General features: G+C 64.9%; 29 protein-coding genes. 14 read left to right on the top strand and 15 right to left on the bottom strand.

Annotated elements, in window-relative coordinates:
* Positions 1 to 53: 53 nt before the first annotated feature.
* Positions 54 to 353: a DUF4229 domain-containing protein gene (locus tag E3T41_RS02095; protein ID WP_092448422.1), complete on the top strand. Its 300-nt coding sequence runs from the start codon at positions 54 to 56 to the stop codon at positions 351 to 353.
* Here E3T41_RS02095 and E3T41_RS02090 read toward each other — a convergent pair.
* The 3 genes from E3T41_RS02090 to E3T41_RS02080 are packed head-to-tail and all read right to left on the bottom strand — an operon-like array spanning position 327 to position 3,440.
* Positions 327 to 1,358: a 1,4-dihydroxy-2-naphthoate polyprenyltransferase gene (locus tag E3T41_RS02090; RefSeq protein ID WP_370256896.1), complete on the bottom strand. Its 1,032-nt coding sequence runs from the start codon at positions 1,356 to 1,358 to the stop codon at positions 327 to 329. The two genes, E3T41_RS02095 and E3T41_RS02090, sit on opposite strands and share 27 nt — an antisense overlap.
* Complete coding sequence (locus E3T41_RS02085; protein ID WP_241990997.1) at positions 1,313 to 2,566, bottom strand: AMP-binding protein; 1,254 nt, start codon at positions 2,564 to 2,566, stop codon at positions 1,313 to 1,315. The genes E3T41_RS02090 and E3T41_RS02085 overlap by 46 nt, the downstream gene beginning before the upstream one ends.
* Positions 2,529 to 3,440 carry a 1,4-dihydroxy-2-naphthoyl-CoA synthase gene (locus tag E3T41_RS02080; protein ID WP_092448423.1) on the bottom strand — a complete coding sequence of 304 codons (912 nt, stop codon included), beginning with the start codon at positions 3,438 to 3,440 and terminating at the stop codon, positions 2,529 to 2,531. The genes E3T41_RS02085 and E3T41_RS02080 overlap by 38 nt, the downstream gene beginning before the upstream one ends.
* 217 nt (positions 3,441 to 3,657) lie before the next feature.
* Here E3T41_RS02080 and E3T41_RS02075 point away from each other — a divergent pair, with 217 nt between their 5' ends.
* The 4 genes from E3T41_RS02075 to E3T41_RS02060 are packed head-to-tail and all read left to right on the top strand — an operon-like array spanning position 3,658 to position 6,334.
* Positions 3,658 to 4,665: an RNA polymerase sigma factor RpoD/SigA gene (locus E3T41_RS02075; protein WP_092448424.1), complete on the top strand. Its 1,008-nt coding sequence runs from the start codon at positions 3,658 to 3,660 to the stop codon at positions 4,663 to 4,665.
* Between the two features lie 42 nt (positions 4,666 to 4,707).
* On the top strand, positions 4,708 to 5,040 hold the full coding sequence (locus E3T41_RS02070; RefSeq protein ID WP_092448425.1) for an ATP-dependent DNA ligase: 333 nt from the start codon (positions 4,708 to 4,710) through the stop codon (positions 5,038 to 5,040).
* Positions 5,037 to 5,294, top strand: a complete 258-nt coding sequence (locus tag E3T41_RS02065; RefSeq protein WP_134477091.1) for a hypothetical protein — start codon at positions 5,037 to 5,039, stop codon at positions 5,292 to 5,294. The genes E3T41_RS02070 and E3T41_RS02065 overlap by 4 nt, the downstream gene beginning before the upstream one ends.
* A 35-nt stretch (positions 5,295 to 5,329) precedes the next feature.
* Complete coding sequence (locus E3T41_RS02060; RefSeq protein WP_233194915.1) at positions 5,330 to 6,334, top strand: o-succinylbenzoate synthase; 1,005 nt, start codon at positions 5,330 to 5,332, stop codon at positions 6,332 to 6,334.
* 84 nt (positions 6,335 to 6,418) lie between these two features.
* On the opposite strand, the gene ccsB is transcribed toward E3T41_RS02060, so the two are convergent.
* From ccsB to E3T41_RS02035, 5 genes are all read right to left on the bottom strand, one after another.
* Positions 6,419 to 7,435, bottom strand: coding sequence for a c-type cytochrome biogenesis protein CcsB (gene ccsB / locus E3T41_RS02055; RefSeq protein ID WP_092448486.1), 1,017 nt, complete (start codon positions 7,433 to 7,435; stop codon positions 6,419 to 6,421).
* 69 nt (positions 7,436 to 7,504) lie between these two features.
* A complete protein-coding gene (locus E3T41_RS02050) occupies positions 7,505 to 9,175 on the bottom strand; it encodes a cytochrome c biogenesis protein ResB (RefSeq protein ID WP_092448427.1) in 1,671 nt (556 codons plus the stop codon).
* Positions 9,159 to 9,920 (bottom strand): cytochrome c biogenesis CcdA family protein, encoded by a 762-nt coding sequence (locus E3T41_RS02045; protein WP_092448428.1) that lies wholly within the window; start codon positions 9,918 to 9,920, stop codon positions 9,159 to 9,161. Before E3T41_RS02045 ends, E3T41_RS02050 begins: the two co-directional genes overlap by 17 nt.
* A complete protein-coding gene (locus E3T41_RS02040) occupies positions 9,917 to 10,552 on the bottom strand; it encodes a TlpA disulfide reductase family protein (RefSeq protein WP_092448429.1) in 636 nt (211 codons plus the stop codon). Before E3T41_RS02040 ends, E3T41_RS02045 begins: the two co-directional genes overlap by 4 nt.
* A complete protein-coding gene (locus E3T41_RS02035) occupies positions 10,549 to 11,193 on the bottom strand; it encodes a histidine phosphatase family protein (protein ID WP_104131641.1) in 645 nt (214 codons plus the stop codon). The genes E3T41_RS02040 and E3T41_RS02035 overlap by 4 nt, the downstream gene beginning before the upstream one ends.
* 167 nt (positions 11,194 to 11,360) lie before the next feature.
* Between E3T41_RS02035 and aspS the strand changes: the two genes are divergently transcribed.
* Positions 11,361 to 12,689: an aspartate--tRNA(Asn) ligase gene (gene aspS / locus E3T41_RS02030; RefSeq protein ID WP_104131640.1), complete on the top strand. Its 1,329-nt coding sequence runs from the start codon at positions 11,361 to 11,363 to the stop codon at positions 12,687 to 12,689.
* Between the two features lie 7 nt (positions 12,690 to 12,696).
* Here the strand turns inward: aspS and E3T41_RS02025 are convergent, their stop codons facing one another.
* The 5 genes from E3T41_RS02025 to E3T41_RS02005 all read right to left on the bottom strand — a co-directional run bounded on the left by E3T41_RS02025 (position 12,697) and on the right by E3T41_RS02005 (position 16,398).
* Positions 12,697 to 12,996 (bottom strand): Dabb family protein, encoded by a 300-nt coding sequence (locus E3T41_RS02025; protein ID WP_092448432.1) that lies wholly within the window; start codon positions 12,994 to 12,996, stop codon positions 12,697 to 12,699.
* On the bottom strand, positions 12,993 to 13,262 hold the full coding sequence (locus E3T41_RS02020) for a glutaredoxin family protein (RefSeq protein ID WP_092448433.1): 270 nt from the start codon (positions 13,260 to 13,262) through the stop codon (positions 12,993 to 12,995). The genes E3T41_RS02025 and E3T41_RS02020 overlap by 4 nt, the downstream gene beginning before the upstream one ends.
* 46 nt (positions 13,263 to 13,308) lie before the next feature.
* Positions 13,309 to 15,339, bottom strand: a complete 2,031-nt coding sequence (locus tag E3T41_RS02015; protein WP_166787512.1) for an Ig-like domain-containing protein — start codon at positions 15,337 to 15,339, stop codon at positions 13,309 to 13,311.
* Between the two features lie 372 nt (positions 15,340 to 15,711).
* Positions 15,712 to 15,810: a 30S ribosomal protein bS22 gene (locus tag E3T41_RS02010; RefSeq protein ID WP_003792170.1), complete on the bottom strand. Its 99-nt coding sequence runs from the start codon at positions 15,808 to 15,810 to the stop codon at positions 15,712 to 15,714.
* A gap of 132 nt (positions 15,811 to 15,942) precedes the next feature.
* A complete protein-coding gene (locus E3T41_RS02005) occupies positions 15,943 to 16,398 on the bottom strand; it encodes a helix-turn-helix transcriptional regulator (protein WP_092448435.1) in 456 nt (151 codons plus the stop codon).
* A gap of 413 nt (positions 16,399 to 16,811) precedes the next feature.
* Here E3T41_RS02005 and E3T41_RS02000 point away from each other — a divergent pair, with 413 nt between their 5' ends.
* The 3 genes from E3T41_RS02000 (at position 16,812) to E3T41_RS01990 (ending at position 20,798) form a co-directional block, all read left to right on the top strand.
* Entirely contained in the window at positions 16,812 to 18,131 is a 1,320-nt protein-coding gene (locus E3T41_RS02000) for a TrkH family potassium uptake protein (RefSeq protein WP_233194913.1), read from the top strand.
* 210 nt (positions 18,132 to 18,341) lie between these two features.
* On the top strand, positions 18,342 to 19,013 hold the full coding sequence (locus tag E3T41_RS01995; protein WP_092448437.1) for a TrkA family potassium uptake protein: 672 nt from the start codon (positions 18,342 to 18,344) through the stop codon (positions 19,011 to 19,013).
* A 156-nt stretch (positions 19,014 to 19,169) separates the two neighbouring features.
* A complete protein-coding gene (locus tag E3T41_RS01990) occupies positions 19,170 to 20,798 on the top strand; it encodes a chromosome partitioning protein (protein ID WP_241990996.1) in 1,629 nt (542 codons plus the stop codon).
* Positions 20,799 to 20,801: 3 nt separating this feature from the next.
* Here E3T41_RS01990 and proC read toward each other — a convergent pair whose 3' ends face one another.
* Complete coding sequence (gene proC, locus E3T41_RS01985; protein ID WP_134477086.1) at positions 20,802 to 21,650, bottom strand: pyrroline-5-carboxylate reductase; 849 nt, start codon at positions 21,648 to 21,650, stop codon at positions 20,802 to 20,804.
* Positions 21,651 to 21,742: 92 nt separating this feature from the next.
* Between proC and E3T41_RS01980 the strand changes: the two genes are divergently transcribed.
* A complete protein-coding gene (locus E3T41_RS01980) occupies positions 21,743 to 22,705 on the top strand; it encodes a cation diffusion facilitator family transporter (protein WP_134477083.1) in 963 nt (320 codons plus the stop codon).
* 3 nt (positions 22,706 to 22,708) lie between these two features.
* Here E3T41_RS01980 and tadA read toward each other — a convergent pair whose 3' ends face one another.
* Complete coding sequence (gene tadA / locus E3T41_RS01975; protein WP_206750280.1) at positions 22,709 to 23,185, bottom strand: tRNA adenosine(34) deaminase TadA; 477 nt, start codon at positions 23,183 to 23,185, stop codon at positions 22,709 to 22,711.
* A gap of 34 nt (positions 23,186 to 23,219) precedes the next feature.
* Here tadA and upp point away from each other — a divergent pair, with 34 nt between their 5' ends.
* The 4 genes from upp (at position 23,220) to E3T41_RS01955 (ending at position 26,795) form a co-directional block, all read left to right on the top strand.
* Positions 23,220 to 23,852, top strand: coding sequence for a uracil phosphoribosyltransferase (gene upp, locus E3T41_RS01970; RefSeq protein WP_104131635.1), 633 nt, complete (start codon positions 23,220 to 23,222; stop codon positions 23,850 to 23,852).
* Between the two features lie 493 nt (positions 23,853 to 24,345).
* Positions 24,346 to 25,047, top strand: coding sequence for a winged helix-turn-helix domain-containing protein (locus E3T41_RS01965; protein WP_092448442.1), 702 nt, complete (start codon positions 24,346 to 24,348; stop codon positions 25,045 to 25,047).
* A gap of 376 nt (positions 25,048 to 25,423) precedes the next feature.
* Positions 25,424 to 25,831, top strand: coding sequence for a MarR family winged helix-turn-helix transcriptional regulator (locus E3T41_RS01960; protein ID WP_092448488.1), 408 nt, complete (start codon positions 25,424 to 25,426; stop codon positions 25,829 to 25,831).
* A 265-nt stretch (positions 25,832 to 26,096) separates the two neighbouring features.
* The gene (locus tag E3T41_RS01955; protein ID WP_134477080.1) at positions 26,097 to 26,795 is read left to right on the top strand and encodes an SDR family oxidoreductase; all 699 of its coding nucleotides are present in this window, start codon (positions 26,097 to 26,099) and stop codon (positions 26,793 to 26,795) included.
* The last annotated feature ends 3 nt before the right edge of the window (positions 26,796 to 26,798 follow it).

The following is a 26,798-nucleotide window of genomic DNA, read 5'->3' as shown; positions in this document are numbered from 1 at the left end:
TGGCCGTGAGAGACATGTGCGGATGCTCAGGCGCGGCGTTCTAAACTTGGCCCATGAAATTCGTGGCCCCCTGGCTGTACTACTCCGTGATGCGCGTGCTGATGTTTGCCGTACCGCTGGCGATCCTGCTCTCCCTCGGTTTCTGGCCCTGGGCTGCGGCCGTCATCGCTGCCATGCTCGGCCTGTGCCTGTCCTACCTGTTTCTCGGCAAGTCCCGCGAGAGCGTGGCGCGTGACCTGTATCAGGCGCGGCACCCCGGCAAGGAGCCGGTAAACCCGGATTCTGAGGTCGAGGACCAGGCGCTGAATGCCGAAGAAACCACCAACTCAGAACGCGAAAGCAAGTCCCAGTAGCAGCCCGTAGGCCAGCGCCGCGAGGCTGGTCAGCTTCAGCGCAAGGAGGAGTTCCCTGGCCGACGTCGCGGTGACCGTGATGAGGCAGGCCGGCAGCGCCAGCAGCAGCACGAAGAACGTGAAGATCCCGAGCGGATAAACCAGGCTGAACAGTCCGGCGATCACGAACGGCAGCAGCAGGAAGACGCAGAAGACGACCCGGGAAGCCGTGCGGCCGATGCGCACCGCGAGGGTGCGCTTGCCGGCGGCCTTGTCGGGCACGATGTCCCGCAGGTTGTTGACCATGAGCACGGCACAGGCGATCAGTCCCATCGCCACACCGCCGAGCACGCTCTCGGTCGTGAAGTCGCCGACCTGCACGTAGGTGGTGCCGGCGGTGGCGACGAGCCCGAAGAAGACGAACACGAACAGTTCGCCGAGGCCGAGGTAGCCGTAGGGCTTCCTGCCACCGGTGTAGAACCAGGCCGCCAACAGGGCGACGACGCCGACGAGCAGCAGCCACCAGTACTGGGTCAGAATGACGAGGGTCAGGCCGGCCACGGCGGCGAGGCCGAAGAAGACCAGGGCGACGCGCAGCACGGTACGGGGGTTGGCAACGCCGCCGCCGGTCAGTCGGGCCGGGCCGACCCGAAAAGCGTCGGTGCCGCGAATGCCGTCGGAATAGTCGTTGGCGTAGTTGACGCCGATCTGCAGCAGCAGGGCCACCGCGAGGGCGAGCAGCGCGCGCACCGGGTGGTAGACGCCGGGGCCGGCCGCGACGATGGCGGCTCCGGTGCCGAGCAGCACAGGAGCGATGGCGAGTGGCAGGGTGCGTAGGCGCGCACCGGCGATCCAGTCTACGGCCGTGGCCGGCGTGACCGCGGCGGGCCCCTTGCGCGGTACGTTTTTGAAGGCTGGATGGCCTGACTTGCCGTTTTTCTTGCCACCGGAAGCGGCACCCGCCAGCGTCGCCGCAGGGTTCAGTCTTTGTTGTTTGGGCCTGACCGGCCGAGCTCCTTGTGCCACGCCACCATGCTACTTGTTGGCCCAGGACTGGCCAACACAGAACTGGCCAACGCCACCCGGTCGGGCTTACCCGAGGCCAGCAGCGGGATCTGCTCCACTCGCACGACGCGCGCGGGCCTGGCGGCACGCCCCAGCAGCGTCACAACGGATGACCCCACGACAGCCAGATCCGCCGCCGCGCCTTCCGGCCCGGCCACCACCAGAACCGGCACCTGGCCCCATTGGGCATCATCGCCACCGAGCACAATCGCCGTCTCGAAGCCCACACAGGACCGCACGATCCGTTCGACGGCATCGAGGGACACCTTCTCGCCGCCGGAGATGATCACGTTGTCGGCCCGGCCGAGCACCGTGACGCGACCGCTCAGGGGATCGACCTCGCCGAGGTCGCCGGTGCGGTACCAGCGCACCCCCTGCTCCACGATGAACCGGTCAGCGGTGCGCGCGGCATCGTCGAGGTACCCCTCGGCGAGCACCGCGCCCGACAGCTCGAGCTGCCCGTCGACGAGACGCACGAGGGTGTCCCCGATCGGAACCCCGTCGTAGACGCACCCACCGGCCGTCTCCGACGATCCATAGGTGCGCACGACCCGCACCTCCAGTTCGGCCGCCCGCGCGATGAGCTCGGGTCGGATGGCCTGCCCGCCGACCAAAATCGCGGTGAAGCGCCGCAGCACGGCCAGCAGGGCCGGGTCCTCCGATGCGTCGAGCAGCCGGGCCAACTGCACCGGAACCAGCGCGGTGTAGCGCAGCGGCTCGGTCATGGTCTCGGCCAGACGAAGAAAATTCTGCGGATCGAAGTGGCCAGGCGGTAGCACGATCGGGGTGGTCTCGGCGGCGATCGAGCGCACCAGCACCTGCACCCCAGCGATGTAGTGCACCGGAAGGGCCAGCAGCCACTGCCCCGGTCCACCGAGGGCGACCGCCGACGCCGCGGCACCGGCCAGCAGCGCATTGGTGGCGAGCATGGCCCGTTTCGGCGCCCCCGTCGACCCGGAGGTCTCGATCACCACGGCGACCCGCTTCGGCACGTCGCCGAGGACCGGCATTCCCGCAGCCCGATCGGTCGACAGCGGCAGCACGGCCGGCCCGCTGCCGGCGAGCGCGTTTCGCAGCACGGCCAAAAAGTCGAGCGGATGCTCCGGCGCGACCGCGAGCAGCGGCCTCACGTCAGTACTGCCACGGGTACGGCGACCAGTCCGGTTCACGCTTCTCCAGGAAGGAGTCCCGGCCCTCGACGGCTTCATCGGTGCCATAAGCGAGGCGGGTGGCCTCGCCGGCGAACACCTGCTGGCCGACCAGCCCGTCGTCGACGGCGTTAAAGGCGAACTTGAGCATGCGAATCGCGGTGGGCGACTTGGTCAGAATCTCTCGAGCCCAGTCCAGTGCCACGGTTTCGAGTTCGGCGTGCGGCACGACGGCGTTGATCGCGCCCATCTCGAGCGCACGCTGGGCCGAGTATTCGCGAGCCAGAAAGAACACCTCGCGGGCGGCTTTCTGGCCGACCTGGCGGGCGAAGTAGGCGCTGCCGTAACCGGCGTCGAAGGAGCCGACATCGGCATCCGTTTGCTTGAATTTGCCGTGTTCGGCGCTGGCGATACTGAGGTCGCAGACCACGTGCAGGGAGTGCCCGCCGCCAGCCGCCCAGCCGGGTATGACCGCGATGACGACCTTGGGCATGAAGCGGATGAGACGCTGCACTTCCAGAATATGCAGGCGTCCGGCGCGTCCGCGGTCGATGCCCGCTGCCGTCTCGCCCTCGGAGTATTTGTAGCCGTCCCGGCCGCGGATGCGCTGATCGCCACCGGAGCAGAAGGCCCAGCCGCCGTCCTTGGCACTCGGGCCATTGCCGGTGAGCAGAACGACGCCGATTTTCGAGTTCAGCCGGGCGTCTTCCAGAGCGCTGAACAACTCGTCGACCGTGCGGGGGCGAAAGGCATTGCGCACCTCGGGCCGGTCAAAGGCGATGCGGGCGATTCGGCCGCTCAGATCCTGGTGGTAGGTCAGATCGGTGAGGTCTTCAAAGCCGGCAACGGCCTTCCATCGGCTCGCATCGAAGATTTCGGATACCTGTTCGCTCATGCTGTCAGCCTACGGGGGCGGACGCGCAGCTTGCGGCTTCACCAACTCGTAATACCCACGGTTGTAAAGACGAAATAACCTCAGGTAATCTTTACCAAACAATATGTCAAGCCCTTGATCGCCACCCCTCTTCGGGGGTGTACTAAAGACTTGGAATACACGGGGAGGTGGCCATGAATATCACAGACAGCAGCAGCCAGTGCGGGGGCAAGCGCTCATGACGACGACTGTTGAGAGAAACACCAACGCCGCTTCGCTGCCGCGCCCGGCAGCGAATGCCGCGCCGCGCCGCGCCGCGGCATCGGCCAGCTACAGCGCCGCATCAACGGATGCCTTCGGCGATTACCTGCGCCGCATCGGCAAGGGGACTCTGCTCAACGCCGAGCAGGAGGTTGATCTGGCGCGCCGCATCGAGGTGGGTCTGTTCGCTGAGGCTCGACTGCTGCGGGACGGCGATGCCATCCCGCGCGATTCGGTGGAGCATCGGGACCTGGCCTGGCTCGGGCAAGACGGGCGCCGCGCCAAGAACCAGTTCATCGAGGCCAACCTGCGCTTGGTCGTCAGCATTGCCAAACACTATTCCGGTCGCGGGGTGCCCATCATGGACCTCGTTCAGGACGGCAATATGGGTCTGGTGCGTGCGGTCGAAAAGTATGACTTCATGACCGGCTACAAGTTCTCCACCTACGCCACCTGGTGGATCCGCCAGGCCATCCACCGCGGCATGGCCGACAAATCGCGCATGATCCGCATCCCGGTGCACACGGCCGAGAAGCTGAATAAGATCAAGCGGATCCGTCGTGATCTCACGAGCGTGCTCGACCGCGACCCGACAGCACGCGAGATCGGTGAGGCCGCGCAGCTTCCAGTGCGCGATGTGCTGCGGCTGCTGCAGTACGACAACGAACCGATCTCCCTGCACACCCCGGTCGGTGATGGCGCCGGCGATATGGCTGAACTCATCATCGACGACGACTTGCCCCAGCCCGACGAGCACGCCACCCTGACCCTGCGTGCCGCGGACATCCGCTTCTTTCTGGAAACACTGCCGCCCCGAGAACGCTCCATTCTGCGGGCCCGGTTCGGCCTCGACGGCAACGAGCCCCGTACCCTCGACCAGATCGCCCACATCGAGGGCGTCACCCGGGAACGCGTGCGGCAAATCGAGAAACGCGCCCTGGCTCTTCTGCACGTGCCCCGGCTGGAGCACTACCTGCGCGACTAGCGGGGTCAGGATCAACCGAATGCACGCGAGCTGGAGCGAGACATGGGAAAGCTGACCTACGACTCGATCCTCACCGCGGACTTCGACGATCGAGTTCTGGCGCATATCCAGGTGGTCGTCGGAGCCAAGCTTCGGCGCGGCGAATCGTTCTATTTCACCTGGCGCGATGACCCGCAGGCGGGCAACGGGCGGAGCACCATCTGGCTGCACCCCGGCATCCCAATCGCATACAAATATTTCGGCAGCCGCTCCCCCACCCTGAACCGCGAGTGGATCGAGGCGCTCATGGCCACGGCCAACTCCTCCGGCGGCCTGCAAATCGTTCCAGAACCTCGCTCCCCGTTCGCGCCACTGAGCTCGAAGGACGAACCATGAACCGCATCGACATCGTCTATGGCGGCAAGCCCTATTCCCTCGGCGGCCGTTCGGTCGAGTCGATCCAGGTGGAGATCGACGGCGCCATCGCTGCCGGGCTGCCGTACTGGTTGCGGGTAAACAGCGGGGAGGGCCGGTTCCAAGACGCCTATCTGCTCATCGCCCCCGGAATCGCGGTCGCCCTGGTCAATGTCAAGCCGAACGGCATCGACCACGATCATGAGGGGGATGACCTCTATCAGGATTCGCTCTGACCAACTACCCAGCCGGAGGCTGCCAGACTGGATCCATGATGACCTCACTGGATGCCACGGTCCCCCCCTTGGAAGAGCTTCTCGGTTCCGCGCACGTCGTCTCCCTGAAACTGTTCGACCGGTTTCGAGGCCTGGACAGCCGGGAAGCGCTGCTGTTCGAGGGGCCGCAGGGCTGGACGGAGTTTTCTCCCTTCGTCGAATACGACGACGCTGAGGCAGTCAACTGGCTGCGGGCCGCGATTGATTTCGGCTGGCAGGACTCGCCGCACCCGCTGCGCACGAGCATTCCGGTCAACGCCACCGTGCCCGCCGTCTCCGCCGACAAGGTCGCCGAAGTGCTCGCCCGTTTTCCCGGCTGCCGCACAGCCAAGGTGAAGGTGGCCAGCCCCGATCAGACTCTGGCCGACGATGTCGCCCGGGTCGCCGAGGTGCGCCGCGTGCTCGGCCCGGAGGGACGCATCCGGATCGATGCGAACGGACTGTGGAACGTGGATGAGGCTGAGCATGCCATTCACGCCCTGAGCGCCTTTGATCTCGAATACGTCGAGCAGCCCTGCCTGACCGTGCCGGAACTGGCTGAGATTCGCCAGCGCACGACCTACCTGAGCGTGCCGATCGCCGCCGACGAGAGCGTGCGCAAGAGCAGCGACCCACTCGCCGTGGCGAGGGCCGGCGCCGCCGACATCCTGGTGATCAAGGCGCAGCCACTCGGCGGCATTCGCGCCGCCCTGTCGATCATCGGCCAGACCGGCCTTCCGGTCGTCGTCTCCAGCGCCCTCGACACCTCGGTCGGGCTGTCCATGGGCGCCCACCTGGCCGCATCCGTTCCCGGCCTGTACTTCGACTGCGGGCTGGGCACGGCCTCGCTGCTGGCCGAGGACGTCACGACCCACCCTCTGCTCCCGGTCGACGGCGCGATTCCGGTGCGCCGGGTCGCCCCCGACCCTGCTCTGCTTACGCAGCACGCGGCCAGTCCGGAGCGCCGTGACTGGTGGCTGGCGCGCCTCGCGCACACCCACGCGCTCCTCGCCGCCGGATAGCGCGCAACCGAATGGCGAAAGCGGGTGAAAGGTTGATTCAGACGGGCTGAAGCAACCGTTTACCCGCTTTCGAATGACTGCAGGCTACAGGCCGGAGTAGGCGTGCAGGCCCTTGAAGAACACGTTGACGATGCCGAAGTTGAACATGACGGCGCTGAAGCCGATGATCGACAGCCAGGCCGAGCGTGATCCGCGCCAGCCGCGGGTCGCACGGGCGTGGATGTAGCCGGCGTAGATGACCCAGATGATGAAAGTCCAGACCTCTTTGGTGTCCCAGCCCCAGTAGCGGCCCCAGGCCTGTTCGGCCCAGATCGAGCCGGCCATCAGGGTGAAGGTCCACAAAATGAAGCCGACGATATTGATGCGGTAGGACAGATTCTCCAGCGTCACTGACGACGGCAGCGTGGCCAGAAAACGCAGGCGCAGAGCGGATGCGATCGCCCCGCGCGGCGCGGCAGCTCCCTCGAGCACGTGGTTCTCCCGCCGCGACTGCAACAGCTGAACGGTCGACAAGGCGAAACCGAGCGCGAACATTCCGGTGCCGAGGGACGCCACGAAAACGTGGATCACCAGCCAGGCCGACTGCAGCGCCGGCGGCAGCGGGGCGACCTCGACGTAGAACTGCAGGGCGGCAATTCCGAGCAGCACGAGCACGAGGCCGGTGACGAAGGTTCCCAGAAAACGCAGGTCCGAGCGCACCAGCACGAGCAGAAACACCGTCATGATGAGCAGGGTTCCGGTCATGGCGAATTCGTACATGTTCGCCCACGGCACCCGGTCGGCGGCGAAACCGCGCATAACGGTTGCCACGAGGTGCAGTGCCCAGGCGAGCACGGTGAGCGAGACGCCCACTCGTAGGCTCGACGAGCGACCGTAGGGCATGGCCGCATCGTTGTCCATCCGCGCGCTGAGGCGGGACAGCACCGGCCGTTTCAGGGCCGGTCGCTCAAGGGTGCGGGTACCGCCAGCGGATGCTGCGGCGCCGGCCGAAGCAGCGGCATCCGTTTCCACCAGGTCGGCCGCCTCGATCACGCCGACCGCGCTCGAGCGGCGGGCGAGGTCGATCGCGAAGGCGATGAAAGCGAGGGCGTAGACGCCCATCGCCGAATACAGCGCGTAGAGCGAGTACGAGTTGAGCAGTGCGGGGTCAGTCAGATTCACGATCTAAGCCTAAGTCGTTTCGGGGGTGGCGACGATGGGTTGGTGGGACTTGAGCAGTTTCAGATGTCGGTCGGCCAGGGCCGTGACGGCGCTGCCGAGGGCTGGGTCGTCACCACGGGCGAGGCCGGCATATTCGAGGTGAACCGTTCCATCGGCACGCGTGGTCGCCTTCACCCAGACTCGGCGACGCGGCACGAGCAGTCCGGTGAACAGGCCGAACAGCACGAGTGCGGAGAAGGAGATCAGCCAGATCTGGGTCGGATCGTGGTGAATGTCGAAGCTGGCAAAGCGCGGAACCGACTGCTTGAGATCGCCGGCAGCCGAGGCTGCCGGGTCGTTGTCGATGAAGCTGACCGTGCCGAGGTCATTCGGCAGCTCGGTGGACTCGCCCGGCTTGAGTTCGATCGAGTCGACACCGGTGGAGCCGCCGTTCTGCTGGGTCAGATCGTCGGTGACGAGGGCATAAACGGATGTCGGTACGCCGTCATCGAGACCGAGGTCGCCGGTGTACACGTTCAGGGTGAGCAGCGGATACTCGAGGTCGGGGTAGCTGGAGAAGTTCGCCCCGGACTCGGCCTTGTCCTGGGTGGGATAGAAGAAACCGATCATGCCGAGCTGTTCGGCCAGACCGTCTGGCACCTTGACGATACCGAGCGAGGTGAGGTTGGCGTCCTGCGGCAGAAACGGTACCGAATCGGAGAACACCACGGTGCCGTCGGGGGCCGTGACCTGAATGGTCGGTGCGTAGCCGTTGCCGAGCAGGTAGATGCTCGTGCCATTCGTGCGCAGCGGCCCATTGACCTTAACCACGCTGGGCTCCGCTTCTGCGCCCTTGGGAGTAACGGTCACGTCGGCGGTGAAGTCGATCGGCTGGCCGTAGGCCTGCAGGTTGAGCTGCTCGTAGGCCACCGCGAAGTCGTCGAGGCTCAGGGTGTAGGGGTCGAGGGTTCCGTCGTCGAAGAAACGTCCAGGGTTGAAGGAGTCGTACGCGAGCAGAGTGTTCACGAAAGTCTGGCCTTCGACCAGCACGCGCTGGCCGCTGAAGCCGTAGCCGCCGCCGAATCCGACGGTGACCAGAACGCCTACCAGGGCGCCGTGAAAGATCAGGTTCCCGGTCTCGCGCAGGTAGCCGCGTTCGGCCGAGACCGATGACTCCCCCTCAGCCTCGAACCGAGCGACGCGGTAGCCGCTGGATTTCAGAAGGGTGCGGGCGTGGGTGATGGCGGCGGAGGCATCCGTTTCAGCCGGCGCGTCATGCTCGATGAAACCCGACAGGCGGGAGAGCCGGGCCGGAGTGGTCGGCGGCTTCGCGCGCAGGGCCAGAAAATGGTGTTTGGTGCGCGGAATGACGCAGCCGATGAGCGAGATAAACAGCAGCAGGTAGATCGCCGAGAACCAGGCCGAGGTGTACACGTCGAAGGCTTGCAGCTGGTCGAGGACCGGTGCCAGGTCGGGGTTGTCGGCAAAGTACTGGGTGACGCCGTTCGGGTCTGAGCTGCGCTGCGGCACTAGCGATCCGGGAATGGCGGCGATGGCGAGCATCAGCAGCAGAAACAGGGCGGTGCGCATACTCGTGAGCTGACGCCAGAACCAGCGCAGCCAGCCGGTCAGGCCGAGCTTGGGCTGCACGACCCCCGGTGTCTGCGGGCGGGAATCGTAGTGGTCAGATGGCCGGGACAAAGCTGCCAATCACCCCTTGCAGGTCGAGGAGCCAGGCATTCCAGATGCCGGTCACCATGAGGACTCCGATAACGACGAGCAAAACGCCGCCGAACAGGTTGATGGCACGTATATGCCGTTTCAGGAATGCGACCGATCCGGTGGCCCAGTTGAGGCCGAGGGCGATCAACAGGAACGGAATACCGAGGCCGAGGGAATAGAACAACGCGAGCAGACCGCCCTGCCAGGGTGAGCCGGTGCCAAGGCTGAGGGAGTTGATGGCGGTGAGGGTCGGGCCGGTGCACGGCGTCCAGCCGACCGCGAACACCGCGCCGAGCAGGGGCGCTCCGGCCAGGCCCATCTTGGGGCGCCAACTGGTTTTGATGGTGCGCTGCATCGCACCGAACTGGCCGACGAAGACCAGGCCGAGCAGAATGACCACGACGCCGGCGATCCGGGTGATCAGGTCGCGGTAGGAGTTGAGCCAGAATCCGGCCGCGCCGAAAACGACGCCAGTGAGCACGAACACCACGGTGAAGCCGAGCACGAACAGGCCGACCCCGGCCAGCAGCCGGTTGCGGCCGCGCCGATCCCGTTTGGAGGTTCCGGTGCGCCCGTCGGTGAAGCCGCCGATGTAGGCGAGGTAGCCGGGTACGAGCGGCAAAATGCACGGGGAGGCGAACGACACCAGCCCGGCCAGGAGCGCGATGGGAATAGCGAAGAGCAGCTGCCCGCTGAAGACGATCTCTCCGAAGGGATTGTTCACTCGCCGGTGCCGCTATCAATGATCGCGCCAGTCTCCGCGATCGTGTCGCGAATCAGGGTTTCCAGAATGGAGGGCGAGGTGACCTGGCCGAGAATGCGGGCGGCAACCCGGCCTTCGGCGTCGAGCACGAGTGTGGTGGGCACCGCGTTCGGCGGGATGCTGCCGCTGAAGGCGAGCTGCATGGCGCCGGTGTCGACGTCGAGCACCGAGGGGTACGTCACGCTGTAGGTCTCGTTGAACGCGATCGCGTTCGGCGCCTGGTCCCGCACGTTGACTCCGAGAAAACTCGCGCCCTCATTTTCGAATTGCGCGTTGATGCTTTGCAGATCGGATGCCTCGGCCCGGCACGGCGCGCAGCTCGCGTACCAGAAATTGACGACCAGAACCTCGCCAAGCTTGTCGGCGCTGGTGACTGTTTCACCGGTCTCGGTCACGCCGGAGAACTCGATGGCCTCGCCGCGGCTTTCGAGGGGGATCTCGGTGACGCTGCCGTCGCCGGCGATGAAGCCCTTGCTCGAGCCCTCGCGGTACTGCTCGGCGAGCGGGTCAGAGGAGCAGCCGGCGAGCAACAATGCGGCTGCGGCGAGACCGGCCAACAGCGGGGCGACCCGGCGACTCTTCACGCGGCTCATACGGCACCCACGTCGTTGCTCGGATCGAGAAGTTCTGCGGCCGGGCTGGCATAACCGGTTTCAGCGAAGTGGTCGCCGCGCCAGGACAGCGTCGTGATGCTCGACAGATCGCACCGCCGGTTGCGCGGGTCGTGGGCGAGTCGTTCATGGGCGAGGGAGCGGTGCACCATCCAGATCGGCAGCTGGTGGCTGACCAGCACAACATCGCCCTCGTCGACCGAGTTCCAGGCGTCATCGATCGCCGCGAGCATCCGCTTCGAGACAGCCCGAAACGGTTCGCCCCAGCTCGGCCGGAGCGGGTTGACCAAAGCCGGCCAGTTGCGGGGGTCGCGCAGCGCGCCGTCTGAACCGCGCATCCGCTTGCCTTCGAATGCGTTGGTCGGTTCGATAATGCGTTCCTCGCTGTCGACCGGCAGCCCAAAGGCGGCGGCGATCGGTGCGGCCGATTCCTGCGCTCGCTGCAGCGGCGAGGCGATCACGCGCACAACCGGGCGGCCGCGCTCGACCAGTTCGGCGGCGGCGGTGGCGGCCATGAGCACACCCTGCTCGGACAACCGGTAGTTCGGCAGCCGTCCGTAGAGCACGCGTTCGGGGTTGAAGACCTCACCGTGACGCACGAGATGCACTTGACTGGCTACCACCCGACTAGTCTACGGAGGCCCCAGCCTTGAAACCGCCGTGAGAGCGCTCAGACGTCAACGATGCTGATGCTCCGGGCGAGGTCATCCACGATCGGCAGCAACTTCAATACTTCTACACCGGGCTCCCCTCGGCGGGGACCTTGGGCGGCTCCGGCTAAGCTCGAACAGTGACTTCGCGCGTATTAATCAAGAACCTGTCCGCTCTCGACGACGGCCCCGTATCGGTGTCCGGTTGGGTCGATACCGTTCGAGACCAGAAAAAAGTGCAATTCGTCGTACTGCGCGACGAATCCGGCGCCGTGCAGCTGGTCAATCCCCGCACAACGGATGCCGATGGCCAGGTCGTCGCCGACGAGCCGGCGACCAGTATCTCGGGTCTCGCCCAGGGCACCTTCGTGACGGTGACCGGTGCGCTCAAGCACGACGAGCGGGTCAAGCTCGGCGGCATCGAAATCAAGCTGGCCACCCTCACCGTCGTGTCGGCCGCCATCCCCGAGACGCCGATCGCGGCCGACTCGAGCCTCGACAAGCGCATGGACTGGCGCTTCCTCGACCTGCGCAACCCGAAGCAGAACCTCATCTTCCGCATTCAGACCACGTTCGAGCACGCGCTGCGCACGTACTGGATCGAGCACGACTTCATCGAGCTGCACACCCCCAAACTCATGGCCAGCGCGAGCGAGAGTCGCGCCGAACTGTTCGAGGTGGGCTACTTCGAGACGAAGGCGTACCTCGCGCAGAGCCCGCAGTTCTTCAAGCAGATGGCGCAGTCGGCCGGCTTCGGCAAGATCTTCGAGGTCGGCCCGGCATTCCGCGCCGACCCCTCGTTCACGAGCCGCCACGCCACCGAGTTCACCAGTGTTGACTCCGAGATCAGCTGGATCAACAGCCACGACGACGTCATGCAGCTGCACGAAGACCTCATGGTCGCCGGCTTCACCGCCGTCAAGGCCCGGCACGGCGACGAGGTCAAGGCCCTGTTCGACGTCGAGGTGACCGTTCCGAGCACGCCGTTCCCGCGCATCCCGCTGGCCGAGGCCAAGGAGATCGTGAAGAGCCGCGGCTACGAGGTTCCCCGCGACGACGACGACATGGACCCGGAGGGCGAGCGCCAGATCGCCGCCTACGTGGCCGAGAAGTACGGACACGAATTCGTGTTCCTCACCGACTACGCCTCGAGCATTCGCCCGTTTTATCACATGCGTCACGAGGGCGACGCGTCGATTACCAAGAGCTACGACCTCATCTTCAACGGCACCGAGATCTCGACCGGAGCCCAGCGCGAGCACCGCATCGAGGTACTCGAAGCGCAGGCGATCGAGAAGGGCCTCGACCCGAAGGAGATTGAGGGCTACCTGGACTTCTTCCGCTACGGCGTACCCTCGCACGGAGGGTTCGGCATGGGCCTCGCGCGCGTACTGATGCTCATGCTGCACCAGGCGTCGATTCGCGAGGTCACCTACCTGTTCCGCGGCCCGACCCGCCTCGAGCCGTAAGGATCAACTAGACCTCGAGGTCGACCGCCAGGCGGTCGGCGACGACGGTACGGATGAACGCACCAGCCTTCTTGTGCTCCGGGTGCTTCTGGTAGCGGTCGAGGGCCTCGAGGTCGTCGAAGTCGGCGATCAGCGCGACGTCCCAGTTCTCGTTGCCGGCAACATCCGGCCCCACCGTCAACGCGCGAATCTCGGGCACAACCCCGACGAGGGCGTTCAAGTCGGCAGCGATCTGGGCCGCGTCGTCGGCCTTCTTGCGCGGGGTGAGAGCGCTGAGTTTCCAGCAGACGATGTGACGAATGGTCATGAGACCTCCAGTAGGGCGGTGCGCAGGCGCACCGGATCGATGCGCCAGTAATTGTGCACCTGGCCGTTAATGAGGAGCACCGGGATGTCCTCCAGGTAGAGGTCGTGCAACTCGGCGTCATCGAGAATGGAACGTTCCTCGAGCGTGATAGTGAGGGCCGATGCGTCATCGGCGAGCTTGGCCACAACGCTGCCGACCACGTCGCGTGCGTCGTCGCAGAGGTGACAACCGGGCTTGCCGATCAGGGTGAGGTGTGCGGTGGGCATGGGTCTAGCCTACGAGGCCGCGGTTACTCGACTAGACCATGCTCTGTTAGATGGAACTACCGGTTCGGAACGTCCAGGTTTTCGTTGCAAGGGGGTTGCCGGCCGCATCCCGCACCGCACTGGTACCGCCCGTAATCGTCACCCGGTACAGCGTGTTGGACGCGAGCGTCACGGAGGGATTGATCGTGAGAACTTTCGTCGTCGAATTGAAGTTCCTCACTGCCGTAATAACCGTGCCGGTCGAAGCATTCGTCAATTTTACCGTTGACGAACTCACGCCGATGATCGCTTCGCTGAAGGTCGCCGTCGCGTTGGCGGTACGGCTAACGGATGTCGCCCCCGATGCCGGGCTGACACTGGTAATAGTGGGTACCGGCCCCGACGTGAACGACCAGGAGGTGGGCACTAACGGGTTGCCGACGGCGTCCAGCAGGCCAGACACGTTGACCGAGAAGAGTCTGTCGGCGCCGAGGGTGGCTGTGGGGTTGAGGGTCGCCGTGCGGGTTGTCGCGTCATACGTGACGGCCGCTGGCACGAGCGTCGTTCCCGTCTTCATCGTGATCGTGGTCGTCGAAACCTTCGTCACCGGCTCACTGAAGGTGACCGTGACGTTGGCGGTCCGGCTGATTGCGCGGGCATCCGTTCTGGGGACCGCCGCGATGATCGTGGGTGCCGGACCCGACTGAAACGACCAGCTCGTGCCGGCGATCACGTTGCCGGCAATGTCACGCACACCGGTCACGGTCACGGTATAGAGCGTGTCCGCTGCGAGGGTCGACGACGGGTTGAGCGTGGCGACGTTTGTCCCCGAGGCGTAGGTCACGGCCGCAGCTACCGTTGCCGTTTGGGAGCGCAGTGAGAACGAGCTCGCCGTCACATTGATGACCGGTTCGCTAAACGTCGCCGAGATGTTCGCCGTCTGGCTGATCGACCGTGCATTGACGACCGGCACCCGGCTAGTCACGGTCGGCGGGGTGACGTCGCTGTTCCCCAGCGAGACGTCGCTGTTCCCCGGCGAGACGTAGAGCAGATAGTTGCTCGTTGACCGAGCGTCGAAGACCACCCCCTGCGTTGCCTGTGCGGAAAGAAAGTCGTCGATTTGCGCGGGAGTTGACGACGCGCTGACCTGTAGGTACCGCGCTACGGCACCAGCAACATGGGGCGCTGCCATGGATGTACCGCTCATCAGCGTACTGTCAGTATCCGACCCGATGAAGCTGGAGCGAACCCCGCTACCGGGGGCAAACAGGTCGACGCACTCCCCGAAATTGGAGTAGCTCGACCGGTAGTCGCCCTCGTCGGTTGCGCCGACGGTGATCGCCGCGGGCGTCTCGGCCGGAGAGGCGGTACCGCACGAGTCCTGCGACCTGTTGCCCGCAGCGACGACGACCGGCACGCCGGCTGCCGAGGCGTTTTCCACTGCCTCGTCCAGCAGGGCGTTGGACTCGCCGCCGCCGCTAATGTTAATGACCGAGGGGCCTGACCGGTAGGTAACGACCCAGTCAACGGCAGCGATCAGGTCCGAGACGTAGCCGCTCCCTCCGCAGTCGAAGACGCGGAGGGCGACCATGCTCACGGACTTCGCAATACCGTAGGTCGTACCGCCAATGGTGCCGCTGACATGCGTGCCGTGGCCGTTGCAATCGCCGGCGTCGCTGTCATCATCGACGAAGTCATAGCCGCTCGTCGCACGGCCACCGAACTCGGTGTGGGTAAGCCGGATTCCCGAGTCGATCACATAGACCGTCACGCCAGCCCCTGACGTTCCGTAGTCGTAGGTGCCAGAAAGAGCCGAAGAACGCTGGTCGATGCGGTCTAGTCCCCATGGGGCATCCGGCTGCAAGGTGTCGATGTGAGTTGCGGTATCCAGCTCGACCCGCTCGACCAGGGGGCTGCTGCGCAAGTGCGCGATTTGGGCCGCGGTGAGCTTGGCCGAGAAACCAGCGAATGCCGCGCGGTAGCGGTTGTCAATCCTGACGCCCGCTCGGCTCTGAGCCTCGGCGAGGGCGACGCCGGCAGCGGATGACGCCGCCTGCACGATCACTGATTGGCGGGGATCAGCGGGATCCGCAGCCATGGCAGCGCCTTGCGCGCTCACCGCGAGCGTGGCGGCCGCGCTGGCCGCTTGTGCCGTGAAAGTGCTGGTAGGCAGTATAATCCCAGCAAGCACCAGCAGCGGGATGATTATGGCAGCAGTACATCGACGCAAGAGCGCCGAGGGAGCGTGGTTCACGGGTGTAGCCTCTCGGACGCTAACGCCCACGTTTTCCATCAATAGTGATGCCGCGCACCATGGCACCGCCACCCCCATTCGGGGTAATGGCACATCGACGCTATGCTACCGGTGCAACGCGCAGGAACACTCCTCCGCCCAGCCGTCTCTCAGGCAAGCAAAAAGCGCCAGTCCCGAAGGGCTAGCGCTTTGCTCACAGAACAACGAGGAGTCGTTCTACTTCTTATTACGACGCTGGTGGCGAGTCTTGCGAAGCAGCTTGCGGTGCTTCTTCTTCGCCATACGCTTGCGTCGCTTCTTAATTACAGAACCCACACGGACCTCACAAGTATTGGTTTAGTCGCGGGGCCCGCGACTGACACGAAAACACCATTCTATCGGACAAAACGCTCTCCAACTACTCAACCGTCGGATCGGGCCGGTCGTGGGAACGCGAAACGCCCGATTTCAACCGTTTCTGCGCCACTTCTTCGCGGTCGCATCCTTGACCACCTGGGACATCTGCGAGGCGTCGGCGAAAGCCTTGCCGATGGCCGAGGCGAAGGCGCGCTGCTCGTCTTTCAACCCCTCACCCTCCAGATCGGCGGTCTTGACGGCCTGATCGAAGTCGACGCTGAGGAACGGGATCAGCCAATCCTCGATCTCCTCGAGCGGCGAATATTCCAGTCGGTAGAAGCGGTGTTGCCCGTCTTCGCGCACGGTGACCAGACCGGCTTCACGCAGCACCTTGAGGTGCTTGGAGACAGTCGGCTGGCTCAGCCCGAGATGACCGACGATGTCGGACACGCTCAGTTCGCTGCGCCCCGCGCTCCCGGGCTCGCCGGCGGGATCAGCCCGCTCCAAGAGGATGCGCAAAATGTCGCGTCGCGCCGAGTCTGCCACCACGGTGAAGATGTCTGCCATACCCTCAGGGTAGTCATTCGTACTGGGTAAAAACCACCGCTGGGTAGTACCATGTCAAACTGGCACAGGTCGCAGGTCAATCGGGGGTTCTTGGTGTTGTCGAGAACCGGGACAGGGCCGTCCCTCCCCCACCCACTCTCTATTTTGGTGCGCATCCGGGACCGCGTGAGGGCGTTATTGTTTACACACGGTATTAATGAGCTTGCCCTGATCGATATCGTTGGCAGTTGCGCACCAAGGTCACGACTCTCGGACCGATGGCGGGCCGGATCGATACCTGCGGCTTAATTTAGTCATTAGAGTGTCGACGAGTTTGGTCAGCGACCCTCATCGTCGAGCGGAGAATCCCCATGCACCACGCCCACTCCGAACCAAGTCAAACGCAGGAGCCTCGGTCCCTGATCCGCGAGTTCGTGAAGCGTTCGCCCTCCCGGGCCGCAGCACTCATCTTCGTCGCGGCCGCTCTTTTCTTCGCCATCGTCTTGTCTCTTCCGATCGCTGCGGCAGATGGGAACCGGACGCCCCTGCCCGATGCCATTTTCACCGCCGTCTCGGCCGTGACAGTGACGGGCCTGACGACGCTGGACACAGCAACTCACTGGTCTTTCTTCGGACAGGCGATGATTCTGCTCGCTATCCAGATTGGTGGGCTCGGCATTGTCACGATTGCCTTGCTCCTGGCGCGGGCGGTTACTCGGCACCTGGGCCTCGGCGACAAGGTCTTCGTTCAGCAGAGCCTCGGCACGTCGAGGCTCGGTGAGGTCGGCAGTCTGCTTCGCACCGTGGTGCTGACCACGCTAGCGATCGAAGCGGCACTCGTGGCAGTCCTGATCCCACGGTTCGTGATGATCGAAGACAACTGGTGGGAAGGCGTCTGGCACGGACTCTTCTACGGAATCTCCTCGTTCAACAACGCCGGCTTCGTCTCGCATGCGGGCGGCCTCGGCCAGTTCGATGGCGACTACTGGATTCTGACCCCGATCATGATTGGAGTATTCGTCGGAAGTTTCGGCTTCCCCGTGTATCTGACCTTGATCCAACACAAGTGGAATAGAAAGCGCTGGACCCTGCACACCAAGCTAACCCTCGGCACGACCACACTTCTGCTCATCGCCGGAGCGGTTGCCTGGGGAGCCATGGAATGGGGAAATGAACGGTCAATCGAACACCTCAGCATCCCGGACAAGCTCTTCCACGCCTTATTCGCCTCGACCATGATGCGTTCCGGCGGATTCGCCATCACGGACACGAGCGAATCGAACCCGATCACCCTCCTCATGACGGACGCATTGATGTTTGTCGGTGGCGGATCCGCATCGACTGCGGGAGGCATCAAAGTGGTCACGCTCGCGGTCCTCTTCCTCGCCATCGTCGCGGAAGCGCGTGGCGATAGGCGCGTCATGATCGGCGGACGGACGATTCCCGACGGCACCCTGCGGCTCGCCATCAGTGTCACATTCCTAGGCGCCACGCTCGTGCTCGTGGCGACCGGGCTCATCATGATGATCAGCGATGAGCCGCTGGATCGCATCCTCTTCGAAGTTATCTCCGCTTTCGCTACCTGCGGCCTGTCTGTTGGGCTCAGCGAAGAGCTGCACCCGGCGGGAAAATACGTGCTTAGCCTCCTCATGCTGGCCGGCCGGATTGGCCCGATCGGTCTGGCTGCTGCCCTTGCGCTCAAACAACGCAATGTTCTCTACTCGCTCCCGGAAGAACGCCCGATCATTGGGTAGTCCGTTCAGTCAGGCAACTTTGGCCAGGCTCGCTGGCCGTCGAACCGCTCGATCGCCCTGTTGATTTTCGGCGTGGTGGTTTACCGGAAGGCGTGTACGTGATGGCGGCCACGATGTTCATGGGCCGGGTTGGTACAGTGATTCTCGCGGCAGCATTGGCCGCAAGGCAGAGCAGGCAACTGTTCAAACACCCAAAAGAGAGGCCCATCGTTGGTTGATCGCATCAAACACGACGCTCCCGTACTGATCGTCGGGCTCGGGCGTTTCGGTGCTGCCACAGCCGGCCAGCTCGACCGTCTCGGCCGCGAAGTGCTCGTGGTCGACACGAGTGAGGCGCTGGTGCAGAAATGGTCGGAGCGAGTCACCCACGCTGTGCAAGCGGATGCCCGCTCCCTCGAGGCGCTGCAGCAAATCGGCGCCCAGGACTTCTCCATCGCCGTCTGCGCAACCGGTGCCTCGGTCGAAGCGAGCGTGCTCATCGTGGCGAACCTGGTTGACCTGAAGATCCCGCAGATCTGGGCCAAGGCCATTTCCAAGTCACACGGCAAGATCCTCGAACGCATCGGCGCTAACCACGTGATCTACCCCGAGGCCGAGGCCGGGGAACGCGTTGCCCACCTCGTGTCGGGTCGCATGCTCGACTTCATCGAGTTTGATGATGACTTCGCCCTCGTGAAAATGTACCCGCCGAAGCAGATCCGCGGCCTCAACCTGGTTGACTCCGGCGTGCGTCGCAAGTACAACGTCACGGTGGTCGGCGTGAAGAGTCCGGGAAAGCCGTTCACCTATGCCACCGCTGAGACGGTGGTCTCCAACCACGACCTCATCATCGTGTCGGGCGCCGAAGCCGACATCGAGCGGTTCGCGGCGCTCGGATCTTAGCCGATCCGCATCCGTTCTGGCGGAATGCACCCGGATTCGGTGAATAATCCTCCAATTCGTGGACGGCGACCGGCTATTCTCCTACTACGGATATAACTCGTCGCAGCTCGGCGAGGCTGCCTGTGGCGTCATGTCCGAGGACGGAAAGGCTCATCCATGTCACGAAACGTTCCCGCGCTCCCCGATACCGTTGCGCCCGAGGCCGGATTCACGGTGCCTGACACCACCGCTGACATCATCGCCGAAGTGCAAACCGATACGACGGGCGAGGTCACCATCAACGGCGCAACGCGCACGGTGACCGGCAACGATGAGGCCGGCGTGCGCGAGGAGATCATCGGTCTCGTCGTCGAGACTGCCCGCACCCGCGGGCAGTCTGTGCTGCTGCAGGTCAGCGACGAGCAGGGCGACTGGCCGCTGACGGTGCACCCGAACGGACGCGTCGAGTCCGCCGGACCGGTCGTCGTCGGGCGGCATCCCAAGCCCGCGCACACCGTGCCGCTCCCCGTGCAGAACAATTCGCCGCGGCCTGCCGTGCCGATCGAAGCGGATGCGCGCACCCCGTTTGCTGCGCTGCTGCAGCCGCCCGCCGCAGAAGCCGCCGCCGATGAACCCGACGATGAACCCGTCAGCCTGTTCGAATCCCTGCTCGCTCCTCTGGCTGTTGCCGTGGAGCCGCGGGCATCCGTCGGCGGAGCAGAGCGGACACCGTCGCTGCCAGTCGCGTCAGCGCCGGTCACATCGGTGCCGGTCACATCGGTGCCGGTCACATCGGTGCCGGTCACATCACGTCCAGCCACCTCGCCATTCGTTACCTCGCCCGCTGCCGCGGCCGCCGCGACATCGACCACCGTCCCGCCCAACCTCGCCGATTTTCTGAGCTCGCGGCCGCCGGCACCGACCGGTCCGGCCGAGCACGGCTGGCAGGGCGCCATGCGCCGCCTCACCGGCGGGCTGGTCTCGCTCGCGCCGAGTCCCACCGAGCAGATGCAGCGCAGCGCCATCAGCGCCGTGCAGCGCAGTCTGAACGGCCCCCGCACGATCGTGGTCCTCAACCCCAAGGGCGGGGCGCACAAAACAACCGCAACGCTGCTCATTGCGGCAACGTTCGGCATCTATCGCGGCGGCTATACCCTCGCCTGGGACAACAACGAGACCATGGGAACCCTGGGCGTACGCGCCCAGGCCGCTCGGCACACCAATACGGCCGTCGATCTGCTGCGCGACCTGGATCGCTTCGGTGATGCTCGCTCCCGGGTGGGCGACCTCGACAACTATGTACGGTCGCAGGGCGACGCCCAGTTCGATGCACTCGCCTCCGACCTCGATCCGGCCGGAGCGGCGAGCATCGACGATGTCGCATTCCGCAAACTGCATACAACGCTCAGCCGCTTCTACCGGGTGCTCGTCATCGACACCGGCAACAACATGCGGGCCAGTAACTGGGAGGCGGCCGTGGAGACCTCCGACCAGCTCGTGATCGTCTCGACCATCCGCGAGGACACCGGTTACGGTGCAGCCTCGCTGCTCGACGGCCTGCGCCAGAAGGGGCACGCCGACAAGGTCGCCCAGGCGGTGACCGTACTCGCTTCACCGTCGAAGACCGCGGATGAGCAGTTGTCCGCGCGCCTGCACGACCACTTTCGCCAGCTCACCCGCACCGTCGTCGACGTTCCCTACGACGCTTCGCTGGTCGGCGGCGGACCGCTCAACGTCGACGCGCTGGCGCCCCGCACCCGCTCAGCCTGGCTGCAGGCGACGGCCGCCATCGCCGAGGGGCTGTAGGCGCTAGGAGGCGGCGAGTTCCTTCGCACGCGCCAGGGCGGCATCCGTTGCGGTGTCGAAGAGTTCCTTGAGGCCACCCTTTTCGAGCTCCCAGACGGCGCGCTCGGTGGTGCCGGCCGGACTTGTGACCAGGCGGCGCAGTTCGCTCGGCGACTTGTCCGAAACGGCGAGCAGCGAGCTCGCACCGAGGAAGGTTCCGTTGACCATGATGGCCGCTTCTTCGGGCGTGAACCCCTTGGCGATGGCCGTTTCGGTGAGCTGCTCGATCAGGTAGAACACGTACGCGGGGCCGGAGCCGCTGATGGTACTGAGGGCGTCGAGCTTGCTCTCGGGAACGACCAGAACGTCGCCGACGGTCGCGAACAGGGCACGGGTGAGTTCGAGGTCAGCGTCGGTCGATCGGGTGCCAGCGCTGATGCCGGTGACGGCCATGCCGACGACGGCGGGCGTGTTCGGCATGGTGCGGATGACGTGCACGGTGCTGGGCAGGAGCGATTCGAAGGTGTCGATGGTGACGCCGGCCGCGACGCTCAGCACGAGCGTGCCGGGAGCGAGCGACGTGCCGATTTCCGCCAGCAGATCGGCGACCATGTACGGCTTGACGGCGATGATGACGATCTGGGCGCCGTCGATGGCTTTGAGGTTCGCGTCAGCGTCGATTTCGGTCGCGTAGGCGGTGACACCGTCGGTGTCGGCCAGCTCGGCGGCCTTGACCGCGGTGCGGTTGGTGACGCGAATACCGCCCTCAACGGTGACGCCGGGCTTCAGCAGGCCGGCCAGAATGGCGCGAGCCATGGAGCCGGCGCCGAGGAAGGCGATCGTGGGCAGAGTCACATTCGGGGAAGAAGTCATCCGATCAGTCTACTTTTTCCGTCATCGAGGTGCCCAAAACGCCCCACCTGAGCGCAGCCTCCGCCAGCTGGCGCCGGTTCTAAGATGATCCCATGAGCGCATCGGGCGGAAACAAGGCAATCGTGGCGGCCTTCGCGGCCAATCTGGGCATTGCCATCACCAAGTTCGTGGCCTGGGCTTTTTCCGGCTCCTCCTCGATGCTGGCGGAGGCGGTGCACTCGGTAGCGGATGCCGGCAACCAGTTGCTCCTGCTGCTCGGTGGTCGCAAGGCGAAAAAGCGGGCCGACCTGGAGCATCCGTTCGGCTATGGGCGCGAACGCTACGTCTACGCCTTCGTGGTGTCGATCATCCTGTTCTCGATCGGCGGTGTGTTCTCGCTCTATGAGGGTTTCGACAAGCTGCAGCACCCGCATCCGCTCGAAAATGTCTGGCTACCGATTCTGGTGCTCACTATCGCCATGGTCCTCGAAGGCTATTCGCTGCGCACCGCGATTCGGGAATCGAACCATGTGCGAGGGAAGCAGAGCTGGGTGCAGTTCGTGCGGCACGCGAGGGCGCCCGAGCTGCCCGTCGTACTGCTCGAAGATGTCGCGGCGCTCACCGGCCTGGCCTTCGCCTTCGTGGGTGTCGGCCTGACCATCATCACCGACGAGCCGATCTGGGATGCGATCGGCACGCTCGCCATTGGCGCGCTGCTCGTGCTCGTCGCGATCATTCTCGGCATTGAGACCAAGAGCCTGCTGGTCGGCGAAGGCGCCAGCAGGAGAGATCTCGATGCCATCGAGGCGGCCATTCTCGACGGCCCGGAGACCAGGCGCATCATTCACCTCAAGACCCTCTATCTCGGCCCGGACGAGATTCTGGTCGGCGCCAAACTCGCCTTTGACGGCGACCACCGCTTTACCGACGTCGCCGCGAATATCAACGCCGTGGAGACCCGCATTCGAGCCGCCGTGCCGTTGGTCCGCACCATCTATCTCGAGCCGGATATCTACTTCGACCCGAACCTGGCCGACCCGCCGACCGACAGCTTCGTGATCAAGGGACTCGAGTAGGACTCAGCGCCGGCTTCTGCGCGCCGGATCCTCGAAGAATTCCCGCAGAATGGTGCCGCACTCGACCTCGTTGACGCCAGCGAAGACCTCGACCCGGTGGTTGAGTCGGCGGTCGCGCAGCACGTCGTAGACCGACCCGGCCGCTCCCGCTTTTTCATCCCAGGCGCCGAAGACGACCGTGGGCAGCCGGGCGGCGAGGATGGCGCCGGAGCACATGACGCAGGGTTCGAGCGTGACGATCAGGGTGCATTCGGTCAGGTGCCAGTCCCCGGTGTGCGCGGCGGCCTGGCGAATGGCGACGACCTCGGCGTGCAGGGTGGGGTCCTGGTGCAGTTCGCGCTCGTTGCGGCCCCGGCCGATCACCTGGCCCGCGCTGTCGACGATGATGGCGCCGACTGGCACGTCGTCGGAAGCCAGGGCGGCGCGCGCCTCGGTCAGGGCCAGCAGCATCCACTCATCGTGTTGGTCTCGTGCACCCATGTCTCACCTCAACCCGTCTAGTAGAATCGAGCCTATGCGAGTCCACGTTGCCGACCACCCGCTCATCACGCACAAGCTCACCGTGCTCCGCGACAAGGACACGCCGTCGCCGCTGTTCCGATCGCTGGTCGAAGAGCTCATGACGCTGCTCGCCTATGAAGGTACGCGCGGCGTACGGGTGGAAGCCGTGACCGTGCAGACCCCCGTATCGGCGGCGCAGGGCGTGCGGATCAGCGACCCAAAGCCGCTCGTCGTGCCGATTCTGCGCGCCGGCCTGGGAATGCTGGAAGGTATGGTCAAGCTGTTGCCGACCGCCGAGGTTGGTTTTCTCGGAATGGCCCGCAACGAAGAGACGCTGCAGCCGACGACCTACGCCGAACGCCTGCCCGACGATCTGTCGGATCGGCAGTGTTTCGTACTCGACCCGATGCTCGCCACCGGCGGCTCGCTCATCGCCGCGATCAACTTTTTATTCGACCGCGGCGCGGTCGACGTGACGGCCATTTGCATTCTGGCGGCCCCGGAAGGCCTCGCCGCCGTCGAGGCGGCACTGGCCGGCCGCGAAGTGACGATCGTGCTGGGCGCCGTCGACGAGAAGCTGAACGAGCTGGGCTACATCGTGCCCGGCCTCGGTGATGCGGGCGACCGATTGTACGGCCTGGTCTGATTTCATGCAGGTCCTGCGACCGACGACACGCTAGGCCCGGGTCACATCAATAATCTTTGATCAATCCACGTTTCGTCATGCAATATTTCACAAAGACGTGATTTTGCACGGAATCGCCTAAACGGGCAGCACGCTGCGAACGTGTTGCACGTCATTCGGTGACTTACCGCGACGCCAAATTGACACGCGGCGTCACATTCCGCTTTACTCACAGTTATGACAACCAGCGCACGCCCCCTGACCTCCCTCGAGGCCCCCGGGACTGCCGCCAGGATGATGGCCGGCACCCCCGCCATCCGCTGTTGCCGAATGTGCCGCTAACCGCGACTTTCCCCCTCGCGTTCACTGCCTGACAGTTCAGGCTGACGCCCCGAATGCTTTTCGATGCATTCGCCTTCCGGCCCCACGGGCCACACCTCGAGTCTCAGGCACGGAATAGGCGCTTCGCGCATCCGTCGGGCTCCCGTCGATCGAACAGTCAAGGACCTCTCCCATGTCTCTCGCACACATCCACGCCACTCGCCCCACGTTCAACCGCCCCGACCTGACCCTGGCCCCGCCGGTGGCCACCCCCCGCATTCGCGCCGTGCCCAGCGGCACCGAGGCTCGCGGCTTCGTGCTCTACGTCGGCATCGATGAAGCCAAGGCGGCCGCGGCCGGCACAAGCCTGAACCGCATCGTCGAGGCGCTCAAGGCCCTCGCCGCCGACATCGCCCCCTCGTCCGAGACCTACGCCGCCGTCGCTTTGGCCCCCCAGGGCGCCGGCGGCCGCGACGTTGACGTCGTGCGCCTGGCCCTGCAGGATCCGGCCGCACTCGCCGCCCACCGCGCCGAGCCCGAAGAACTCGACCGAGCCCGCAGCGGTGTCGTCGTCGACATCTCCCGCAAGCGCGTCATTCTCGATAACGAGACGGCAGCACTGACCTACAAGGAGTTCGAGCTGCTGCAGTACCTCGTGCTGCGTGAGGGCCGCACCATTGACCGGGCCGAAATCATTTCGTCGCTGTGGAACTCCGCCGACGAGGAAGACACCCCGAACGAACGCACCATCGACGTGCATGTTCGCCGTCTGCGCTCCAAGCTCGGCCGCTACGAAGACATCGTGCGCACAGTGCGCGGTGTCGGCTACCGCTTCGACCGCCACGCGGACGTCGCTATCCGCCAGTCGACCACGCCGAGCCCCGACCTGTTCTGAACGGCCGCTCACGTGCTGCCGGTTAAAAGGACTGAGGGCCAGTCGCAGAGGCTACGACTGACCCTCTTCCCTTGCACCAAGAGTGTCCTGCAATCACATTTCACGTCGTCCGCCACAGCAAACGGTTGACGCACCTAAAACATATAACGAATAGGTAACGGGCGCCACCTTTGGGCCAGAAAATCACCTGCGAGTTTCATGCACGGCATCCGTTTTTTCTCAGCAAGCGGATGCTCCCGGCCCAGCCACCGACCCTGGCCCGGCCTGCCCCGCCGAGTCTCTATCCTTGATAGAACGAGGTTAGGAGCCGCAGGTGGTGGATCGAACAATCGCGGTGGGCGCGTGGGAATCGCTGTTTCGCGCCCAGGTGGCCATCATGCGCAGCCTGGCCGCGAATTTTCCGTCCAAGGAGATTTCGCTCAACGAGTACGACGTGATGTTCAACCTGTCTCGGCAGCCGGAGCGACGCATCCGCTTGCGTGATCTCAATCAGCACGTGCTGTTGACTCAGCCGAGCGTGAGTCGCCTCGTTGATCGGCTCGTGTCGCGCGGATATCTACACAAGCTCAGCGACCCGAGCGACGGGCGCGGCGCGATCATCGAGCTCACCGAGGCAGGCCTGGCTCTGTTTCGACGGGTCGCTGTTATGCACATGGGCGCGATCACCGAGCGCATTGGCGAGTCCCTGACTCAGGCCGAACTGCTGCAGCTCGCCGCACTGTGCGACAAGCTGCGCGTCGACTGCCCTGGCGAGCGTGACGAGGACCCAACACTCGACGTTTAACCCACGCCGGCCATCGAAAGGTCGGGCGATGGAACGAGGGCCCTACCCCTCGTCCCACCGAGGCAGCCCCTCGCAGGAATGCCTTCCTCACCGTGCGCCCGAACATTGCCCGGCGAGAAAATCGGGTGCAACCACGTACCGGTCCCTGGGAACAAAACGAACGCCGACAAGTTGAGAAATGCTCGCTTTGGTCGATGCTATCCCAACTTGGGGACGGAAACCCTAATCTTGCGCAAGCACTCAGCATCTCGTTTATCATGAAGCCATGGCTTCCCTCTCCGGTTCATCCGTTCTTATCGTCGGCGCTACCGGTGGCTTGGGCCGCGAAATTGCCCAGCTTCTGAGCGAAGAGGGCGCTCTGCTCACCCTGCACGGGCGCAGCGCTGAGCGTCTCGCCGAACTCGGCATCTTTGGAGCGACGGTCACTGGCGACCTGAGTGATCCGAGCACGGCCGCACAGCTCGTGTCCGCCGCCCTAGCCGCACACGGCCGCCTCGACGGAATCATCAACGCCGCCGGAGTCGTAGCGTTCGGCCCCCTAGCGGATGTCGCTGACGAAACAATAGATACGCTGATGGCGGTGAACGCGGCGGCACCGATGCGCCTGCTCCGGGCCGCCCGTCCCGCTCTGACCGAATCATCCGGCGGGCATCGTGATCCGTTCTTTGTCACGCTCAGCGGCATTGTGAGCGAGCGCCCAACCGCGAACATGGCGGCATACTCGGCCTCGAAGGCAGCCCTCGCGGCCTTCGCGCAAGCGGCGGGCCGGGAGATGCGACGGGACGGCATCCGCTTTCTTGATGCACGACCCGGCCATACCGAAACGGGACTGGCCACCCGACCGATCCAGGGGTCAGCACCGCCACTACCTACCGGCTATCAGCCAGCGGATGTCGCCCGACGCGTCGTCGACGCGATCATCTCCGGCGAACGCGACCTGCCGAGCACCGCCTTCGCCGGATAGTCC

Source organism: Cryobacterium sp. Hh38 (genome assembly GCF_004403235.1).
GTDB lineage: Bacteria > Actinomycetota > Actinomycetes > Actinomycetales > Microbacteriaceae > Cryobacterium > Cryobacterium levicorallinum.
Note: the sequence above shows the minus strand (reverse complement) of the source record. Positions and strands in the feature narration are given on the sequence as shown.

Coding starts and splice junctions, on each gene's coding strand:
- E3T41_RS02095 (WP_092448422.1), top strand. CDS start 54: ATGAAATTCGTGGCCCCCTGGCTGTACTACTCCGTGATGCGCGTGCTG.
- E3T41_RS02080 (WP_092448423.1), bottom strand. CDS start 3,440: ATGAGCGAACAGGTATCCGAAATCTTCGATGCGAGCCGATGGAAGGCC.
- E3T41_RS02075 (WP_092448424.1), top strand. CDS start 3,658: ATGACGACGACTGTTGAGAGAAACACCAACGCCGCTTCGCTGCCGCGC.
- E3T41_RS02070 (WP_092448425.1), top strand. CDS start 4,708: ATGGGAAAGCTGACCTACGACTCGATCCTCACCGCGGACTTCGACGAT.
- E3T41_RS02065 (WP_134477091.1), top strand. CDS start 5,037: ATGAACCGCATCGACATCGTCTATGGCGGCAAGCCCTATTCCCTCGGC.
- E3T41_RS02060 (WP_233194915.1), top strand. CDS start 5,330: ATGATGACCTCACTGGATGCCACGGTCCCCCCCTTGGAAGAGCTTCTC.
- ccsB (WP_092448486.1), bottom strand. CDS start 7,435: ATGGGCGTCTACGCCCTCGCTTTCATCGCCTTCGCGATCGACCTCGCC.
- E3T41_RS02040 (WP_092448429.1), bottom strand. CDS start 10,552: ATGAGCCGCGTGAAGAGTCGCCGGGTCGCCCCGCTGTTGGCCGGTCTC.
- E3T41_RS02025 (WP_092448432.1), bottom strand. CDS start 12,996: ATGACCATTCGTCACATCGTCTGCTGGAAACTCAGCGCTCTCACCCCG.
- E3T41_RS02020 (WP_092448433.1), bottom strand. CDS start 13,262: ATGCCCACCGCACACCTCACCCTGATCGGCAAGCCCGGTTGTCACCTC.
- E3T41_RS02015 (WP_166787512.1), bottom strand. CDS start 15,339: ATGGCTGCGGATCCCGCTGATCCCCGCCAATCAGTGATCGTGCAGGCG.
- E3T41_RS02005 (WP_092448435.1), bottom strand. CDS start 16,398: ATGGCAGACATCTTCACCGTGGTGGCAGACTCGGCGCGACGCGACATT.
- E3T41_RS01990 (WP_241990996.1), top strand. CDS start 19,170: ATGTCACGAAACGTTCCCGCGCTCCCCGATACCGTTGCGCCCGAGGCC.
- proC (WP_134477086.1), bottom strand. CDS start 21,650: ATGACTTCTTCCCCGAATGTGACTCTGCCCACGATCGCCTTCCTCGGC.
- E3T41_RS01980 (WP_134477083.1), top strand. CDS start 21,743: ATGAGCGCATCGGGCGGAAACAAGGCAATCGTGGCGGCCTTCGCGGCC.
- tadA (WP_206750280.1), bottom strand. CDS start 23,185: ATGGGTGCACGAGACCAACACGATGAGTGGATGCTGCTGGCCCTGACC.
- upp (WP_104131635.1), top strand. CDS start 23,220: ATGCGAGTCCACGTTGCCGACCACCCGCTCATCACGCACAAGCTCACC.
- E3T41_RS01965 (WP_092448442.1), top strand. CDS start 24,346: ATGTCTCTCGCACACATCCACGCCACTCGCCCCACGTTCAACCGCCCC.
- E3T41_RS01960 (WP_092448488.1), top strand. CDS start 25,424: ATGCGCAGCCTGGCCGCGAATTTTCCGTCCAAGGAGATTTCGCTCAAC.
- E3T41_RS01955 (WP_134477080.1), top strand. CDS start 26,097: ATGGCTTCCCTCTCCGGTTCATCCGTTCTTATCGTCGGCGCTACCGGT.